General features: G+C 46.0%; 15 protein-coding genes and 1 other RNA gene. All 16 read right to left on the minus strand.

Features of this window, described 5'->3' with window-relative positions:
- Positions 1 to 98 precede the first annotated feature (98 nt).
- Positions 99 to 455: an FMN-binding protein gene (locus BN162_RS16220; RefSeq protein WP_020226184.1), complete on the minus strand. Its 357-nt coding sequence runs from the start codon at positions 453 to 455 to the stop codon at positions 99 to 101.
- A gap of 132 nt (positions 456 to 587) precedes the next feature.
- Positions 588 to 1,634, minus strand: a complete 1,047-nt coding sequence (locus BN162_RS16225) for a ribonucleotide-diphosphate reductase subunit beta (protein WP_020226185.1) — start codon at positions 1,632 to 1,634, stop codon at positions 588 to 590.
- A gap of 116 nt (positions 1,635 to 1,750) precedes the next feature.
- Positions 1,751 to 4,276 carry a ribonucleoside-diphosphate reductase subunit alpha gene (locus BN162_RS16230; RefSeq protein WP_020226186.1) on the minus strand — a complete coding sequence of 842 codons (2,526 nt, stop codon included), beginning with the start codon at positions 4,274 to 4,276 and terminating at the stop codon, positions 1,751 to 1,753.
- Between the two features lie 373 nt (positions 4,277 to 4,649).
- Positions 4,650 to 5,858: a glycoside hydrolase family 10-like protein gene (locus BN162_RS16235; protein WP_020226187.1), complete on the minus strand. Its 1,209-nt coding sequence runs from the start codon at positions 5,856 to 5,858 to the stop codon at positions 4,650 to 4,652.
- Between the two features lie 57 nt (positions 5,859 to 5,915).
- Positions 5,916 to 6,545: a hypothetical protein gene (locus BN162_RS16240; RefSeq protein ID WP_020226188.1), complete on the minus strand. Its 630-nt coding sequence runs from the start codon at positions 6,543 to 6,545 to the stop codon at positions 5,916 to 5,918.
- Complete coding sequence (mnmG, locus tag BN162_RS16245) at positions 6,542 to 8,410, minus strand: tRNA uridine-5-carboxymethylaminomethyl(34) synthesis enzyme MnmG (protein ID WP_020226189.1); 1,869 nt, start codon at positions 8,408 to 8,410, stop codon at positions 6,542 to 6,544. The genes BN162_RS16240 and mnmG overlap by 4 nt, the downstream gene beginning before the upstream one ends.
- A 6-nt stretch (positions 8,411 to 8,416) precedes the next feature.
- Positions 8,417 to 9,367: a hypothetical protein gene (locus tag BN162_RS16250; RefSeq protein WP_020226190.1), complete on the minus strand. Its 951-nt coding sequence runs from the start codon at positions 9,365 to 9,367 to the stop codon at positions 8,417 to 8,419.
- Between the two features lie 466 nt (positions 9,368 to 9,833).
- A complete protein-coding gene (locus BN162_RS16255) occupies positions 9,834 to 10,898 on the minus strand; it encodes a BtrH N-terminal domain-containing protein (RefSeq protein WP_020226191.1) in 1,065 nt (354 codons plus the stop codon).
- Positions 10,882 to 11,715: a MerR family transcriptional regulator gene (locus BN162_RS16260; protein WP_020226192.1), complete on the minus strand. Its 834-nt coding sequence runs from the start codon at positions 11,713 to 11,715 to the stop codon at positions 10,882 to 10,884. Before BN162_RS16260 ends, BN162_RS16255 begins: the two co-directional genes overlap by 17 nt.
- 207 nt (positions 11,716 to 11,922) lie before the next feature.
- Complete coding sequence (locus tag BN162_RS16265) at positions 11,923 to 12,129, minus strand: hypothetical protein (RefSeq protein ID WP_020226193.1); 207 nt, start codon at positions 12,127 to 12,129, stop codon at positions 11,923 to 11,925.
- Between the two features lie 195 nt (positions 12,130 to 12,324).
- Positions 12,325 to 13,992 (minus strand): formate--tetrahydrofolate ligase, encoded by a 1,668-nt coding sequence (locus BN162_RS16270; protein WP_020226194.1) that lies wholly within the window; start codon positions 13,990 to 13,992, stop codon positions 12,325 to 12,327.
- A 16-nt stretch (positions 13,993 to 14,008) separates the two neighbouring features.
- Positions 14,009 to 14,602, minus strand: coding sequence for a recombination mediator RecR (recR, locus tag BN162_RS16275; RefSeq protein WP_020226195.1), 594 nt, complete (start codon positions 14,600 to 14,602; stop codon positions 14,009 to 14,011).
- Between the two features lie 4 nt (positions 14,603 to 14,606).
- A complete protein-coding gene (locus BN162_RS16280) occupies positions 14,607 to 14,915 on the minus strand; it encodes a YbaB/EbfC family nucleoid-associated protein (RefSeq protein WP_020226196.1) in 309 nt (102 codons plus the stop codon).
- 3 nt (positions 14,916 to 14,918) lie between these two features.
- The gene (dnaX, locus tag BN162_RS16285; protein WP_020226197.1) at positions 14,919 to 16,757 is read right to left on the minus strand and encodes a DNA polymerase III subunit gamma/tau; all 1,839 of its coding nucleotides are present in this window, start codon (positions 16,755 to 16,757) and stop codon (positions 14,919 to 14,921) included.
- A 90-nt stretch (positions 16,758 to 16,847) separates the two neighbouring features.
- Complete coding sequence (tadA, locus tag BN162_RS16290; RefSeq protein WP_020226198.1) at positions 16,848 to 17,393, minus strand: tRNA adenosine(34) deaminase TadA; 546 nt, start codon at positions 17,391 to 17,393, stop codon at positions 16,848 to 16,850.
- Between the two features lie 17 nt (positions 17,394 to 17,410).
- Positions 17,411 to 17,507, minus strand: an RNA gene (gene ffs, locus BN162_RS18465) — signal recognition particle sRNA small type.
- Between the last annotated feature and the right edge of the window lie 61 nt (positions 17,508 to 17,568).

The raw sequence follows: 17,568 nt of genomic DNA on the forward strand, positions 1-17,568 counted from the left end.
AAAAAAAAGATGAGTCGGACATGCTGACTCATCTTCCCCACTTTCAATAACAGTTGTTCACGCTTTTAATGAAAGAATAGAGGTTTCTTATAATTTCCTTATTTCGCCTGACCTAAGCATTCTGTAACGCCTTTGATGACAGCGTTGGAAGAATTGGTCGCACCGGAAATGGTATCAACTTCTGCAGAGTTTGCTTCTACGATAGCAGCACAGACTTTTTCCATCGCTACGTCGCCCAGACCTGCTGTTTCAGCCTGTTCCGGAGTTGTAACGCTGGTGATCTTGCCGCCTTCGATTTTTACTTCGACAGTAACGTCGCCGTTGTTGCCCTTCTGTGTTGATGTGTATGTGCCGTCTTTGTAGCCAGCTGCGTCGCCGCCCTTATCCTTGCTTCCGCAAGCGCTCATCGACAGAACCATCATGCCTGCCAGAGCAAGTGCTAAAAACTTTTTCATGGTAATTTCTTTCTCCTTCCACAAATATCGAACGATGTCGATAGTCTAATCATATCAACACCCGTTTCCAATGTCAATTCCTGAACGATCTGTTCTTGCGGAAAATCGCTTTAAAACAAGGCTGAAAGCGGCTTACAGGTCATCTTTGAGGGCGGAAGCTTTGGCATAGGCACTGGAACGGGCTTCAAAGAAATCCGTTTTGATCAGATTGGCGTTGGCATACTGGCTGACCCATTTCATGGAGGAAGGTTCCTCTTCTTCCCCCGGATAGATCAGATCCAAACCAATCGCTTTCGCTCGAAGATTGCCGAGATAGTGGATATAATCGCGGATCATCGTCTTGTTTAATCCGGGAATCTCATCGCCGAGAATCGAACAGCCCCATTCGATTTCCTCCTCAACTCCCTGCTTCAGCATATCCCGATATAGCTGCTCATATTCCGGGACAAATAGCTGCGGTTCTTCTTTGCGCAGTTCCAGGATGATGCTGCGGAACAGCCACAGATGAGTATTTTCATCACGGTTGATGTAGCGGATTTCCTGGACTGAACCCGGCATCAGTCCCATTCGGCCAAGGTTGTAGAAAAACATGAAGCCGGAATAGAAGTAGATGCCTTCCAGGATATAGTTGGCCATGAGCGTTTTCATCAGCTGCAGCGGCGTCCGCTGTTCGATAAATTCATTATACAGACCGCCGATAAACTCATTCCGTTTCAATAAGCGCGGATCTTCTTTCCACTGGTACAGAATTTCTGTGCGCTGATCCGGAGAACAGAAGGAATCGAGCATATAGCTGTAACTTTGCGAATGCACTGCTTCCTGAAAGGCCTGAATTGTCAGACAGAGATTGATTTCATTGGCCGTGATCACTTCCCCAATATTCGGCAGATTGGCCGTCTGGATACTGTCGAGGAAGATCAGAAACGATAAAGTTTTATCGAGAGCGGTCTTCACAGCGGGTTCCAGTTTCGGATAATCCTTGAGATCCTGACCGAGATTGATTTCTTCGGGAATCCAGAAATTATTCATAGCCTGGCGGTACCAGTCAGATACCCAGCCATACTTCAGTGTGTTGAAATCGTTGAGATTGGTTGTGTTGCCATTGATCATCCGGCGCAGCCGCACGTCAGTATCGCCCTGAGCATTAAACAGAGCTTTGCGTTTGAGTTGTTCAGACATGATAGTTCCTCCTTAATCGAGTCTAAGCTTGCACAAAATCACCGCGGAATTCCTATTAAAAGCTGTCAATATTGAAAGATTGCGCAGCCGCAAGCGGATTTCTCTACAAGTTTTGTTTAAGCAGAACAGGATTCGCACTCTTCCACCTCCAGCGACTGACTGCGGACATAATACAGCGTCTTGACGCCTTTTTCCCAAGCCAGAATCATCAGGTTCAACAAATCCCGCAGCGAATAATCCGTGGTGATATAAAGATTCACGGATTGAGCCTGGTCAATATGCCGCTGCCGGACGGCGGCGGCTCGGACAACCCAGGTCTGATCGATCTGATGTGCCTTTTTGTAATACCAATAGGTCTGATCGTTCAGCTCCGGCGCTACACGGGCGATGATGCTGCCCTTTTTTTCCTCTAAGAAAAACTTGTTCATGATCGGATCAACGCCGGCACTGGTTCCGGCGATTACTGAAGTGGAGCTCGTCGGGGCGATGGCTAACAGCCAGCCATTGCGTAAACCCTGCTTCGAGACTTCCTTAGCCAGCGCCTGCCAGGCCGGAGATTGATAGTGACGTTTCGTAAAATAGGCTCCGGTCTGCCAGTCAGAGCCTTCAAAATAGGCATACCGGCCTTTTTCCTGAGCCAGCTTCAGACTGGCGCGGATCGCGTTGTAGTTGATTGCCTCAAACAAAGCATCTGTGGCTTTGAGATGTTCTTCCGATTCAAAGAAAACCGAACGTTTGGCCAGCCAGTGATGCAGTCCGCTGACACCCAAACCGATTGCCCGCCATTGCTGCGAGGTCCGCTGAGCCTGCGGCAGAGGATAAGCATTGAGATCGATCACATTATCCAGCGCCCGGACCGTCACTTCTATGACGGAACGCAGCTCGGCTTCATCTTCAGTATTCAGCCGGCCAAGATTCAGCGATGCCAGATTGCAGACCACCATTTCTCCGGCTTTGGCCTGTTCCACGATCACGGCATCGCCATCGATATCCACTAACCGAGTTTCAATTTCACCCATGGGCTGAATGTTCTGCGCAATTTCCGTACACAGATTGGAACAGTAAATCACCCCACGATGGCCATTGGGATTCATCGCATTGACCGCATCGCGGTTGAAGACAAACGGTGTTCCTGTTTCCGCCGCCGATTTCAAAATTAGACGGACCAGATCTTTCAGCAGGATCACACGCTTTTCAATGCGCGGATCGTCTACGCATTCGTGGTAGCGCTGTTCCCATAATGCCCCAGTACAGTCTTCCAGCGCATAGCCTTTGACACTCTGGATTTGATGCGGACACATCAGATACCAGTTTTGATCCAGACTTTCCTTCGCCATCCGCCAGAATAAATCCGGATAACAGACGGCCGGGAAAACGTCGTGTGCTTTCATCCGATCATCCCCGTTGTTGGTGCGGATCTGAAGAAATTCCGGCAGATCTCTGTGCCAGCAGTCCAGATAGACCGCAACCGCACCCTGACGCACTCCCAGCTGATCAACAGCCACAGCGGTATCATTGACGAGCCGAATCCAGCGCAGCACGCCGCCGGCCGCACCCTGGAAACCGCGGATATCGCTGCCGGAAGCCCGGACTTTTCCGAAGTATAAGCCCATCCCGCCGCCTTGTTTGGAAATCTGGGCAAAGCTGTCCAGCGACTTATAAATTCCTTTAAGTGAATCCGGAACGACGTCAATGAAACAGGAAGCCAGCTGAGCCTGCGGTTTGCGGGCATTGGCCAGTGTCGGCGTGGCCATCGTCACCTGCAGCTGACTCAGGACATCATAGATCCGGATCGCCCATTCAACCCGATTTTCCTTCTCAGGAATCGCCAGATGCATCGCGATGCCCATAAACATTTCCTGCGGCAGCTCCAGCACTTCTCCCTGGTGATCATGAATCAGATAGCGCTTGATTAAAAGCTCCAGACCGCTGGCATTGAACAATTCGTCACGGTGCGGGTCCATCGCTTGTTCCAATTGAGCTAAATCCTTATAGCTGTAATTCTCGGACAGCATTGGATTTAACAGGCCCTGTGCTTCCAGATATAACAATTTCTGCGCTAACGTGCGGATTCCCTGCCGTTCCATTCGCTGACTGACAGCGCGGCGCAGCTTGATCATCATAAACCGAGCCGCCGCCATCTCCCATTGCGGTGCTTCCTGACTGACCAGCTCAATGCAGGCGCGAATCAGATTATCGAGCTGTTGGGAACGCTTCATCTTCTCTTTTGAAAACGCCTGAACCTTCTGAATCAGAACCGCCAACGACATTCCCGGCTGAGTAAAATCCCGCTGCAGCTGACGGCAGCAGGCCAGAATTTCATCATCTGGTATAATCCGGCGCAGCTGATCGATCTGTCCGCGCAGCTGAGCATGTTCCTGACGGTACAGAATATAGTGCCGTGCTTCTTCGTAACATCCCTGCTGCATTAAGGCCTGTTCTACCCAATCCTGGATCTGTTCCACACTGACCGGGGCAATTTCCCCTGCAGTGCGGATCTGCACCTCCACCTGATCCAGAAGGACTTCCTTCTGAACTTCGGATAACGAATGACCCACGCTTTCAAACGCCGCGCTGACTGCCCGGCTGATTTTCTGACGGTCATAAATCTGAAAGCTCTGATCTCGTTTGATGATCTTCATTGACATTCTCCTTTTCCCATCTTCATTACTTGACCCCGATCTTTCTGCCCCTGACTTTCAGCCTGTTCAGCATCACTATCTTTGAACAACGGTAGCCAGGGTATCCGGGCATTGTGTGCTTATTATACATAACTTGCGGGCGCAAAGGAAAAGATATGCCCGTTTCCGCAGCCGAAAACAGGGCAGCGAAGGCAAGAAAAAACTGGGAATGAACCCAGTCAATTCTTTCTGATGATCGCTTTAAGAATGGTGATAAACTGCATTTCCAAGTTCACAGTTCTCTGCTTTAACCTGTGATCTTGTTTCGGCCTGGGGTTCGGCCCATGAGCTTCCCATTTCAGCCAGTCTATCGCTTTTATTCTGTTTAATACTTCTACTTGGCTTCTACGATCAGTTCCCGAACATTCTCCAACTCACGGCTGACCTGTTCGGCGTTCTCGGCATCCGGGCGAAACAGAGAATTGTAACTGAAAATGGAGAACCCCGCAACGTCCTTGTGTTCGCGCAGCTGCGCGATCTGACGCTTAAGGATATCATCATGCTGCTGCCATTCATATTTGCCGTCCTTAGCGTAGTTGTCTACGGTATTGATTTTATACGCGGCTAGGCCGACGATCAGCTGCGTCGAAGTTCCGCGGGTCAAGTCTTCCCATTGCTTCAGGCATTGATCAAACGGCAGCGTGCCATGTTCATAACCAAAATAGATCTGCGGCAGAATGTAGTCCAGGTAGCCGTCACGACTGACCCATTCCCGGACATCGCCATAAATGCTTTCCACCGAATATTCCAGATTCCCGGCCGGACTGATGCCGACCTGGATCTTGTTATCAACCTGTTTCACTGTGGCATACAGACTGGCAACCATTTCATTGATATTCTGCCGCCGCCAATCGCCCAATGACAACCCACCGCCGGTCTGTTGGTAAGCTTGATAAGCGGTTCGATCAAAATCCGCGGTCACGCCGTCAGGGTAGAAATAGTCATCCATATGCAGACCATCAATCGGATAGTTCTGCGCCAGTTCCTTCGCCACCGCACAGATTAGATCGCGGACTTCTGAATAGGCTGGATTGAGATACCAGCGATCGCCTTCACTGACGATCCGTGTTCCTCGCATGGAGGCATCCTTCAGCCATTGGCCGATGATACAGTCAGCCGGTATCTGACTTTCCTGATCCGTACGGAACGAGCGCATCGGATTGATCCAGGCTTCAATATGAAAACCTGCTTGATGAGCCTGTTCAACAAACAGACCGAACGGATCATAACTGACCTGTTGGCCAATCTGTCCGGCAACATACTGCGCAGCTGGATAATATTGTGAAGGGTAATAAGCATCCGTAAAGGCAGAAGCATGAACATAAACGGTATTGAAGTTCATCGCTTTCAGATTCTCCAGCATTGTTTTGACGCCGCTGACGTACTCCGCTTCGCTGCGGTTATCCAGAATTGTTGATAATTCGATGTAAGAGATCCAGGCCGCCCGGACTTCGCTTAGCTGACTGCTTTGTTTGTGCGGATGACAGCCGGCGAAGATCAGCAGGATCACGAAGACGGCGATCAGAATTCGTTTAATATGCATAAGCTCGCTCTCCTTCACCCTTACTTTATGCCAGGCTTCCGTGATTTATGAGAGGGGTTATTCGGTCTTGCCCGTAATGAATTCACTGTGCGGCAGGGTTTCGATCCAGGCACAGAAAGCCCGCCATTCCGGCAGCCGATGCGTCCGCCGCTGCAGATAGATGGTCTTAAGCTGACGGTAGTTGGTCGTCATGCGCGCGGTGATGCGGAAACCGCAGGGATTGGAATATAAAATCTGTAAATAGCGTTCGTTCAGCTCCGCCTGCAGCGCCTGTTTCTGTTTCGGATCTTCGGTTTCCTTCAGCTGAGCCTGCAGTTCATTGTAAGCCTGAACCTTTTCCTTCATGATGTCGATCATCCGCGGATCCACATAGTCGATATACGCACTGTCGAGATCGAACTTTGTAATCCGGTGCATTGTGGACTGGCTGGATACAAAGTCGAGGAAATGATAGCGTTCAGCTTCCACCCAGGCTTTGTTAGTCAATGTCAGATCCATCTGGACGAGAATGCCGTTCATAAAATTGTCATGGCCTTCGCCCTGCCGGCTGGTAGCCAGCTTGACGACGGTCGGTGTGATGTCCTCACTGACTTTGCTCAGATCGGTGGCCATCGGGTATTTGCTTCCGCGCACGCTTTCTTCCAAGCCGTAGACGCAGACGCGGGAAATCACTTCTTCTGGTTTCATTGAATTTGTTCCTTTCTGTGACGTTGTTCTAAAACCATCGCCAGCATGGCGATGTCGGCCGGCGAAACGCCGGAGATTCGTGATGCCTGGCCCAGCGTATGCGGCTGGATCGCTTTCAGCTTCTGACGGCCTTCCAGCGAAAGATGCTGGACCTGATCGTAATCGAGATTCTGAGGCAGGATCACATGATCCATGGCCATCATTTTCTCCGCTTCTTTGCGTGCCTTGGTGATATAGCCTTCATATTTCAGTTCGATTTCAGTCTGGGCCGCGGCAGTGGCATCAACGTCAAAATCCAAAGCTGGCTGCAGCGCGGAAATCGTCATGTGCGGCCGCCGGATGAGTTCCTCCGCACTGATGCCCTCGCTCAAAGCTGGATATCCAGCCGCTTCCAAGGCTGACTGAATCGGACTTTTCGGTGTCAGACGACAAGCTTTCAGTCTGGTTTTGAGATCGTCCACCAACGTGCGGCGATGTTGATAATCCTGCCAGCGTTCTTCACTGATGCTGCCCAGCTGATAACCGTAGTGCATTAAGCGCTGATCGGCATTGTCATGCCGCAGCAGTAAGCGAAACTCGGCTCTGGAGGTTAACAGCCGATAGGGTTCCTGCGTGCCTTTGGTGACCAGGTCGTCAATCATGACGCCGATGTAGGCTTCATCGCGACGCAAAACGAGCGGCGGTTGATTACGTAGTTTCAGCACGGCATTAATCCCGGCCATTAATCCCTGAGCCGCGGCTTCTTCGTAACCGGAGGTGCCATTAATCTGACCGGCAGTAAACAGATTTTCAATCGTCAGGATTTCCAGTGAAGGCTTCAGCTGCAGCGGATCCACCGCATCATATTCAATCGCATAGGCGTATTTTTCAATTACCGCCTGTTCCAGGCCTGGCAAGGAATGCACCATTTGTTCCTGCAGATCGCGCGGCAAGGAAGTGGAAAAACCCTGAATGTACGTCGTATCCAGCGATTCGGATTCCGGCTCCAGGAAGATCTGATGCCGCGGCTTGTCCGCAAAACGCACCAGCTTATCCTCAATGGAAGGACAATAACGGGGCCCCACTCCCTTGACGACCCCGGAATACATACTGGACTTCTTGAGATTGGCCAGGATCAGCTCATGGGTTTTCAAAGTAGTGTAGGTTAGATAACAGAGCTTCTGCTTTTCAAATTCACGAATTTGCGTTGTCGTTGTAGAAAAGGCGACAAACTGATCACTTCCCGGCTGAGGCGTTGTCTTTGAAAAATCAATGGATGCCGTCAGCACCCGCGGCGGCGTTCCGGTTTTTAAACGGAAGGTACGCAAGCCCGCTTCCCGCAGCGATTCTGAGAGTTGATTCGTCGTGGGTTCTCCATCCGGACCGCTGGGCGTCACTTCGCTGCTGATCATGACGGAAGAGCTCATATAGGTTCCGGTGGTGAGGATCACAGCTTTGGCTTGCAGCTGCTGCCCGTCTTCCATGCGAATTCCGGTAACCTTGCCCTCGTCCACCGTAATTCCAGTACAAAGCCCCAGAATCAGCTGTAAATGCTCCTGCTTCTGAATCTCTTCCTGCATCCGTTTGGCATAGGCCACTTTATCTGACTGAACCCGTAAGGACTGTACACCTGGGCCTTTGGTTGTATTTAACATTTTAAACTGCAGAGCTGTTTGATCAGCAGTGATACCCATCTGTCCGCCTAAGGCATCAATTTCGCGAACGACGATCCCTTTGGCAGGCCCGCCGACGGAAGGGTTGCAGGGCATCTTTCCGATATTTTCCAAACTTAATGAAATCAGCGCCGTTTCACAGCCCAAACGTGCCGCGATCAGCGCCGCTTCAATTCCGGCATGACCGCCGCCGACAACAATGACATCCAGCATGGTTGATCAAATCCTTTCTTCTCCCTGATTCAGAGCGTCAATTGCCCGCTTGACTTCTTCCGGCAGGCTCTCTTCTGCGACGATCTCAAAATGCAGCGGAATGTGATATTCGCTCCATCGGGAAAACTCCTGCTTCATCAGCGCGCAGTGGCCGATCAGATATTGAAGTTTCCGATAGAAGTCTTTTGAAGTATAGACGAAAGGGATCAGGATTTCAATCCTTTCTCCTGTGTAACAGACCAGTTCTGTCTTACTGCCTTTGATCAGCTCGGTGATTTTTTTCTCTTCCGCCTTTTGATCCATGATCTGTCTCGCTAAGCGACGCAGTCTTTTCTTTTCACTTTCAGTATAGAAGGAGTCGCTGATTTTTTCCATGATCTGCGACAGCTGATGCTTGATCTGTTCTTCTTCCAGGTCAAAATTCTGACCCAGTGTTTCACTCATCGCAGCCATCCACATATCGACGCCGGTTTCCTTGGCTTTGTTCAGCACTTTGGATGTCGCCTGCGGATCTTCTTTGTCCAGATAAATATAGCTTTCCACTTTATTGGAAATTTCCACGCCGATCTCGCTTAAATAGATCGGAGCCTGAAAAAAGACAACATCGGTGAGATACAGACAATTCATCAGTTTCGGCATTTTCTTATTTTTGGACACTTTGACAATGGCATCGTAAAGTTCCTCTTCACTGGCATATCCGTTTTCCGTCCCATAGACATTCCACATCTGCCGAAAGCTGAGCGTATGGGCTTTCTGAAAGCGTCCGTAACCGGCTATTCCCTTTTCCCTGTGCCGGCCGCGCTCACTGCCTTTCGCAAGAAAAAACAACAAGTCACCCGGTTTGAAATCGGTAAATTTCTTAGAATTGCTGGGACGCCAGAAATTCATCGTCCGATTCCCGTTAAGACGATGAAATTCAATCATATTGCGGTCTGTAATGTATGCGATGGATGCCATGAAAACTCACCTCTATGTTTATTATTTTACCATTTTCCAGGGGCTGTGAAAAGAAAACAAAGTTGAACAAGTCGGATTTCCAGAATTTTGTTTTCGACTATGATTTTATCACTCCCCTTTGGACTCGTGCGTAAATCTCTCGTATTTCCTAATTTAGAATCTACGATCAACCATAGAGAAAGAATTTTAACTATTGAGAGAAAGCAAACCCCCCTTTATTATCCTACCTTATATGCTTTTATTGCTTTTTTTATAAACCCTACACGATTTTATATTATCGCTATTTCAAAACCACGGTTAGACTTATCTCTATAAGATTTTGGACGATACACATTAGCTTCTTTCTTTTATTTTATCGTTTAACATTGTTACTGTTTCGTATATTTTCAAGATTAGCAGAAACATTGCACGTCTTGCGGTGCATGCCATTTGAATCTATCCCTTAATATGAGTTCAGATGTATTCTTCATTGTAGCTCCAGTAAGCCTATGGCACATTCTTGTGCTAATTTTGAGAGTAATTCAAATTCAGTATCATGCAATCCTATTGTTTTTTTAGATATTTGATTTAAGAGTTCACTTTGACCACTTTGAGATAATTTCCACATATCATCTGCAACATTATCCCACTGGTCAGATAAAGTCAGAAATTGTCGTCCTATTACTCTGATGCGGCTATAATCAAGCAATTCGGCAGCTTCAATCAAAAAGTTACCATACATTTTTCGGAAAATTCCGCCGCCAGTACCACCGTCTGCACTGATTTGAAAATAATTTGTTATTCCTGCAACTCTCATTTTTGTGTTCTCAAAAGAAGTCCATTTCAATATTTCTTTTGAGAATTTATCAATTCCATAAATTCCTTTTAGTTTCGCAGCAGGATTTAACATTTTATTGCAAACCGCTGTTATGGCACTGAGCAAGCAAATTTTATTTATACCATGAAAGTTTGTAAAATCGAATGTGAGATACTTATTATTGGCCGGAAACGGACGAGAAGAACTTGCCCGTGCAGTCTTCATTTGCTCATAACTGACTAAATGATAATTGTCAGCAATCATTCCTTTCGGTGTTCTAATAGGATGAGTGGAGTGATCACGATCACTAACATAAAAAACTCCCTGTTCATCATCATATCCAAACAAAACAATCGCATGACCGCCAAAATGGCTGTTAATATCCATAGACAAATAAGGAAGATACGGCATATCCACATAAACGAATACAGGTTGATTTTTATCTATCATCCTTTTAGTTGCTTCAAAAATTTTGTCATTATCCTTGCTCTTCTTACATTTTATTTCGATCCCAAGATGATTGGATAAAACATTTTCCAATTCTAAAACTTTAGAACGTCCGCTTACCATTGGTGAATGTGCAAGATTTATATAAGTAAAATCTAATCCCTCACCGATCCCAAATAACAATTCTTCCGATAACGGATATCCATAAAAATTAAATATTTGGCTTAGCGAACTGGTGATACAATGTTTTCCGCCAAGTGGTTGAAAGTTCTCAATTATTTTTTTCATTTTTCTTCTCACTTTCAGTGGTTGAATAGGGTATCAAGATTTCAGTTTGATAATTGTTTGGGTTTCCTTTGAACAACATTCCTGGACCGTGTATATATATCTCTCTTGATGGTGTTAACAGGGTTAGGCTATGTAATGCAGCATAATCAAATAGAGCTTTGTATGCGTATTTTAGATGTTCATATGGACCTCTATGAACAGTAGATAAGGCTTTTAGTGCATGTAATTTCTTTTGCGTTATGCCGCTGTTTAAAATTGATATAGACTGTCTTATTGAGACACATAATTCTATATCCGCTTCTTCCGTACAAGCTTCATCATAGTAAATATTAAAATGCGGCCCGGCATTTAATCCTTTTACCGCTTTATATAGCATTGGAACATATCGATCCAAATCATAATACTGTCCTTTAAACCGAATAGAAGCAACATGGACCGCGGCAACTTCCTTTACGGTTATTTCATAACTAGGTTTTGGTAAAGCTCTATTTCCGGGAGAAAGATGCTTCTCTAATTCTTCAATTTGTTTCTGCTCGCTTTTTATATTTCGTTTAATCCTTTCCTGCTTTTCACGCAGTACATAATACAAATCATCAATACTTTCGCATAGGCTCAACACCTCTTTTATTTCTGATATAGAAAATTCAAAGGAACGTAATAATTTTATCATTCTTGCCTTTTCAAAATCCTGCTCACTATAAATACGATAACTGTTTTCGCACCTTATGGAAGGTACTAAAATTTCTTGTTCATCATAGTATCGTAACGCTTTAACTGTCAGTCCTGTAATTTTAGAAAATTCACCAATCTTGTACACAGCGCTTACCTCCTGTATCTATCATAAAGCCTCCCCCACAGGGGAATGTCAATCGTTTTTGTATAATTATTCACCTGCCAACAAGCTTTTCTATATATTGGGGTACCCGCTGCATCGGACTACCGTGCAACAAGATCGTATGCCAATGCTTTATGTGTAACCTGTATCCTTTTCCTTCCAATAGACTGATTGTTTTTTCTACCCTTCTTAGACTAGGATTCCGTCCTGTACGGTAATGATTCGGCTGCTGCTTTTTGCAGCTTCCGGAGAATGAGTCATCATAATCGACACAAATTCTCCACGCATAACCTTTATTGAAATGTCTTTGAACACCTTTGTTGTTGTAGTACCCATCCGAAAATCTTTTACGATATGTTTTCCTTCGACAGAAATACTGCCTGCAGTCTGTTTCATTTGAAATATCTCCCAGTTTTTTGTTATATTCAAATTTAATTTCTTCCACCAGTTTCATGTTGCAGCTCTAAAAATTTCGAACAACAGAGCCCACCAGTTTGTATCAGATCAGCAATTTTATAGCATGATTTTTTTTCAAGTATAAGAACTAAAAAATGAAACCTTAATGGTCTCATTTCTAATTCTCATTCTATTTTAGAAAATTCCGTACGAAATTCCCTTTTCATTCATTCCCATGTGCAGAGCTGCCGGATCTTTCGGCAAACCTGGCATCGTCATGATATTTCCAGTCAGGACAACCACGAAACCGGCTCCCGCAGAAATTCGCAGTTCCTGAACATGAATATCAAAATCAGTTGGACGACCCACGATCTTGGCATCATCTGTTAATGAATTCGGTGTTTTAGCCATGCAGACAGGCAGCTTATCCCATCCAGCCTGTTTGTATTCCTCCAGCTGAGCTTTCGCTCGATCACTGAAAATTACGGAACGTCCGCCATAAATCTTCCGCACAATCGTTCCGATCTTTTCTTCCAGTGAGAGATCCAGATCGTATAATGGTTCAAATTTGGAGTCTTCTTCACACATTCTGACCACTTCCTGCGCCAAATCTACGGCTCCGGCACCACCGCTGGCCCAGGCATCAGACAAGACAACACGATGACCGTTATCTTTGCACCAGTTCAGAATCGCATTGACTTCTGCCTGCGTATCCGCACTGAACTTATTGATTGCGACAATATATGGCACACGATATTGTTTGATTGACTCTATATGTTTTTCCAGATTTTTAATTCCTTCCAGAATCGCTGGGACGTTCTCTTCCTTCAGCTGATCCGCCGGCACACCGCCATGCAGCTTCAAGGCGCGGGCTGTCGCTACGATAACCACCACATTCGGTTTCAGATCGCCGTAACGGCACTTGATATCAAAGAATTTTTCAGCCCCTAAATCCGCGCCGAATCCCGCTTCAGTTACGACGTAATCGGACAGCTTCAGCGCCATACGGGTCGCGATCAGACTGTTGCAGCCATGCGCAATATTGGCAAAAGGTCCGCCATGGATAAAGACCGGTGTTTTTTCCAGAGTCTGCACCAAATTCGGTTTCAGTGCTTCCTTCATCACCAGCGTTACCGCGCCTTCCACTTTCAGATCGCCTACCGTAACAGGCTGATCGTCATAAGTATAGGCAACAACAGCACGGCTGACACGCTTTTCAAAATCCTGAAGATCTTTAGAAAGACACATGATTGCCATGATTTCAGTGGCTACGGTGATGATGAATCCATCTTTTCGCTCTACCCCGTTTGTTTTCTTATCCTGAGCAATAGTAATGCTGCGCAGCGTGCGGTCATTCATATCCAAGCACCGTTTCCAGACAACCTTGGTCGGATCAATATTCAATTCATTGCCCTGATAAATATGATTATCCATGACTGCACTGATCAGGTTGTTTGCGGCTGTAATCGCATGCATATCGCCTGTAAAATGCAGATTGATTTCTTCCATCGGCACAACCTGCGCATAACCGCCGCCGGTCGCTCCGCCTTTTAAGCCAAAAACCGGGCCCAGAGAAGGTTCACGCAGACAGCCGATAACCATTTTGTTAATTTGCGCTAATCCATCGACTAAACCGATCGTGGTCGTTGATTTTCCTTCCCCCGCTTTAGTCGGATTGATCGCAGTTACCAAAATCAGCTTGCCATTACGGTTGTCCGCAATCTTATCCATAATCTTCAAATCAATCTTTGCTTTGTTTTTGCCATAGACTTCGAGGTAATCAGGATCAATTTTGGCCTTTCTCGCAATTTTTTCGATATTGTCCATCGTGTTTTCCTGTGCGATTTGTAAATCTGTTTTCATGTTAACCCCTTCTCTCTTATTTAAGGCTCTTGCGCCCTTCAAACGCTTTAATCAGTGTTAATTCATCGGCATAATCCAGATGTCCGCCCATCGGCAGGCCGTGTGCAATGCGCGTGACGAGAACACCTTTGCCTGACAGCAGCTTATCCAGATACAGTGCCGTTGTTTCCCCTTCAATCGTTGCATTGGTGGCAATGATCACTTCCTCCGTTTCCGGTGTGATTCGCTCCAGGAGTGCATCGATGTTCAGATCTTCCGGCATAATTCCTTTTGAGGTGGATATCAATCCATTTAATACATGATAAGTTCCGGCATATTCCTGCATTTTTTCCATCGCAATGACATCCTTAGGTGACTGCACGACGCAGATCATCCGCGGATTTCGATTTTCGTCCTGACAGATCGGACATTCTTCCTGATCACTGATATTACCGCAAATCCTGCAGCGTTTGATATCTTTTTTACAGCCAATCAACGCTTGTGCAAATAATTCAATTTGTTCTTGGGGAGCATCAAGCATGGTAAAGGCGTATCGTTCCGCGGTCTTCGCGCCAACTCCCGGCAAGAGCTGAAAACATTCAATCAGTCGTTCAAATGACTTCGGATACATGCAATCAGAAAGCTCCCGGCATCTTAACACCCTGGGTAATCTTGTTCATGCGTTCTTCTTTATCTTTCACCGCAGCCGCTAACGCAGCATTGACCGCAATCATGACCGTATCTTCAAGCATTTCCTTGGAATCTGCGGATAACAGCTCGGCACTGATTTCAATGCCTGTTACTTCCATTTTTCCTGTTAGCGTTACTTTCACCGCATCGCCGCCGGCAGTTGCAGTGTATTCCGTGGCTTCAATTTCCTTTTCCACTTTTCCGATCTGATTCTGCATCTGCTGCGCCTGTTTTAATAAATGTTGAATGTTCATTTGTTATTCCTCCTCGATGATTTCGACATTTTCAGCGCCGAACAGGTCAAAAAGCTTATCAACCACATTTTCTTCCTGTTCAGTTACGTCTTCTTTCTTGATTTCCCTACCTATTTCTACCGGAGCGACATTGGCCGGCTGAGGCAATGTTCCGTTACGGGAGCGAATACGGAAATCGTCTGTTTCTATTTTAAACTGTTCCTGGGTAATCGCAAAGAGTTGTTTTTTAATTTCCAGATTTTCGTAACAAAATTGATTAATTTGTTCCTTCATCGCCGGATCATTGATCTGGTTCGCCAACGCCTGATAGGATACGCAGATCAAAATGTAGTTTTCGGCACTCGCCACAATTTTTCCATTGCGTAAAAGATTCGCAATTCTCGCACAGTTGAGATCCCGATCACGGCATTTCTGATCAATCAGTTTCCATTGATTTTCATCTTTCATCCGCATTTCTTTATTGGCACCGGTTAACAGCTGCATGACAAATTCGTAATTCAAAGGTTGAATTTCCAATTCTGGATGAACTTCAACAGGTTTCTCCTGAACTGATCCTATACTTTCTTCCAATATTTGAGGAGCCGGTGGAATCAATTCATCCGACAGCATGTCTTCTGTTAAATCAACTTCCTCACCCGGTATTTGCGGGATGTTTTGTATTTCGGACGTAGATTTCACAACAGGGATCGTATTTTGTGTAGCTGACGCTTGGATAACAGGCTGGTTAAAAGCAGGCTGGACCGGCGGTGCCGGACGCCGACTTTGATCCAGCTCCGCCATCATCTTTAAAACTGCGACTTCAAAGTAAGAAGCAGCACTGCTTGCAGTACGATATTTTTCCAGGGTTTCCATCAGAATATCAATCAATGCCAGCAAATTCCGCGAACTTCTTCCGCTGATAATCGTATTGGCTTCTTTCTCATCAATTTTATTCAGCAGGGTTGTATCCTGCGTATAGATGTAAATAACGCATTCTTTCAATATTTCAATCAAATCGGATGTCAATCGTTTGATATCCACGCCTTTTTCATTCAGTATCCGGATTTTTTCCAGCAGCGGCTGGGCTTCATGTTGGAATATCCACTGAAGCATTTCAATTTTTTCCGTTACGGTTGTAATGCCGTAGATTTCATTAACATGGGCTGCCGTAATGTGGTTCTGCGCATAGGCGATGCATTGATCCATAATGCTCAGGGCATCACGCATGCCGCCATCTGCCAGTTGAGCGACCAGACGGAGAGCTTCATCTTCACATTCAATATGTTCCTGTTCCAAAACACTGCGCACACGTGAGATGATTTCGTTCTGTCCGACTTTGGTAAAATCATAACGCTGACAGCGGGATATGATCGTTGGCAGGACTTTTTGCGGCTCAGTCGTTGCCAGAATAAAGATGACGTGAGCCGGGGGTTCTTCCAGAGTTTTTAACAAGGCATTGAACGCACCCGAAGACATCATATGAACTTCGTCAATGATATAAACTTTATATCGACCTTCCAAAGGCGCATATTTGACTTTTTCAATTAATTCACGCACTTCATCAACACCATTATTCGATGCAGCGTCAATTTCTACGATATCAGGATGATTGCCCTGCTGGATCGCCAGACAGCTGCGGCATTGATTGCATGGAGCATTCTGCTGATCCTCACAGTTCACGGCTTTTGCCAACAGCTTGGCAATGGATGTTTTCCCAGTTCCGCGCGGTCCGCAGAACAGATATGCGTGGGCTATTTTATTTTGTTTTACAGCGTTTTTCAGCGTTGTGACAATATGCTGCTGACCTACGACTTCTTCAAAGGAGGACGGTCGATAGGTCCGATATAACGCTTTATAACTCATGCCTGATTCCTCCTTCACTGACTTCATTATTATAACAAAAATGAGTCGTCATTAAAATGAAAACCCATCTTTTTACTGCATTCGTTCTTGTTATTTTTTGCCGTTTTCCTTCTCATGTTCAAGATGAGAAGAATCGTCGGTTTTCAGTTCTTTTATTTTGTTTTTCTGTTCGCGTTTTCGTTTAAAAAAGGTCTTTAACAGCGTTGCACAGTCTTCGTGAAGAACTCCGCCGATCACTTCCGGATAGTGATTAAAACCGGGTATTTCATAGAGGTTAAAACAGGTTCCAACACTGCCGCCTTTCGGATCTGAGGCGCCATAAACAACTTTGGCAATTCGTGATTGCAGAATCGCGCCGGCACACATCGGACAAGGCTCCAATGTCACATAAAGAACACAGTCTTCCAAACGCCAGGAGCCTATTTTTTTACAGGCCTTTTCTATTGCCAAAATCTCAGCGTGAGCGAGTGACGATTGTTTCTTTTCGCGCAGATTATGTCCGCGGGCGATGATCTTATCATCATGCACGATGACTGCTCCGATAGGTACTTCATCCAACAGTTCAGCCTTCATTGCTTCTTTGATTGCCTGACGCATGAAATATTGATCATTTTTTTGTTGTTTATTCCCTTGCATATTTTCAACCTCGATTCAGAAAAATAAAAAGGGTACACACAAACAGGGATTCTTATGGCTGCTACCTTCCGGTCCTGACCAGGTTCAAATATGTTTGTTGTACCGTTTATTATTATACCGAATTTCAATTCTTTACGCAAGCTTTATCCTGATCAATTCGCTTCAAGGATTCTGT

This window comes from Holdemania massiliensis AP2 (genome assembly GCF_000327285.1).
Classification (GTDB): Bacteria; Bacillota_I; Bacilli_A; order Erysipelotrichales; family Erysipelotrichaceae; genus Holdemania; species Holdemania massiliensis.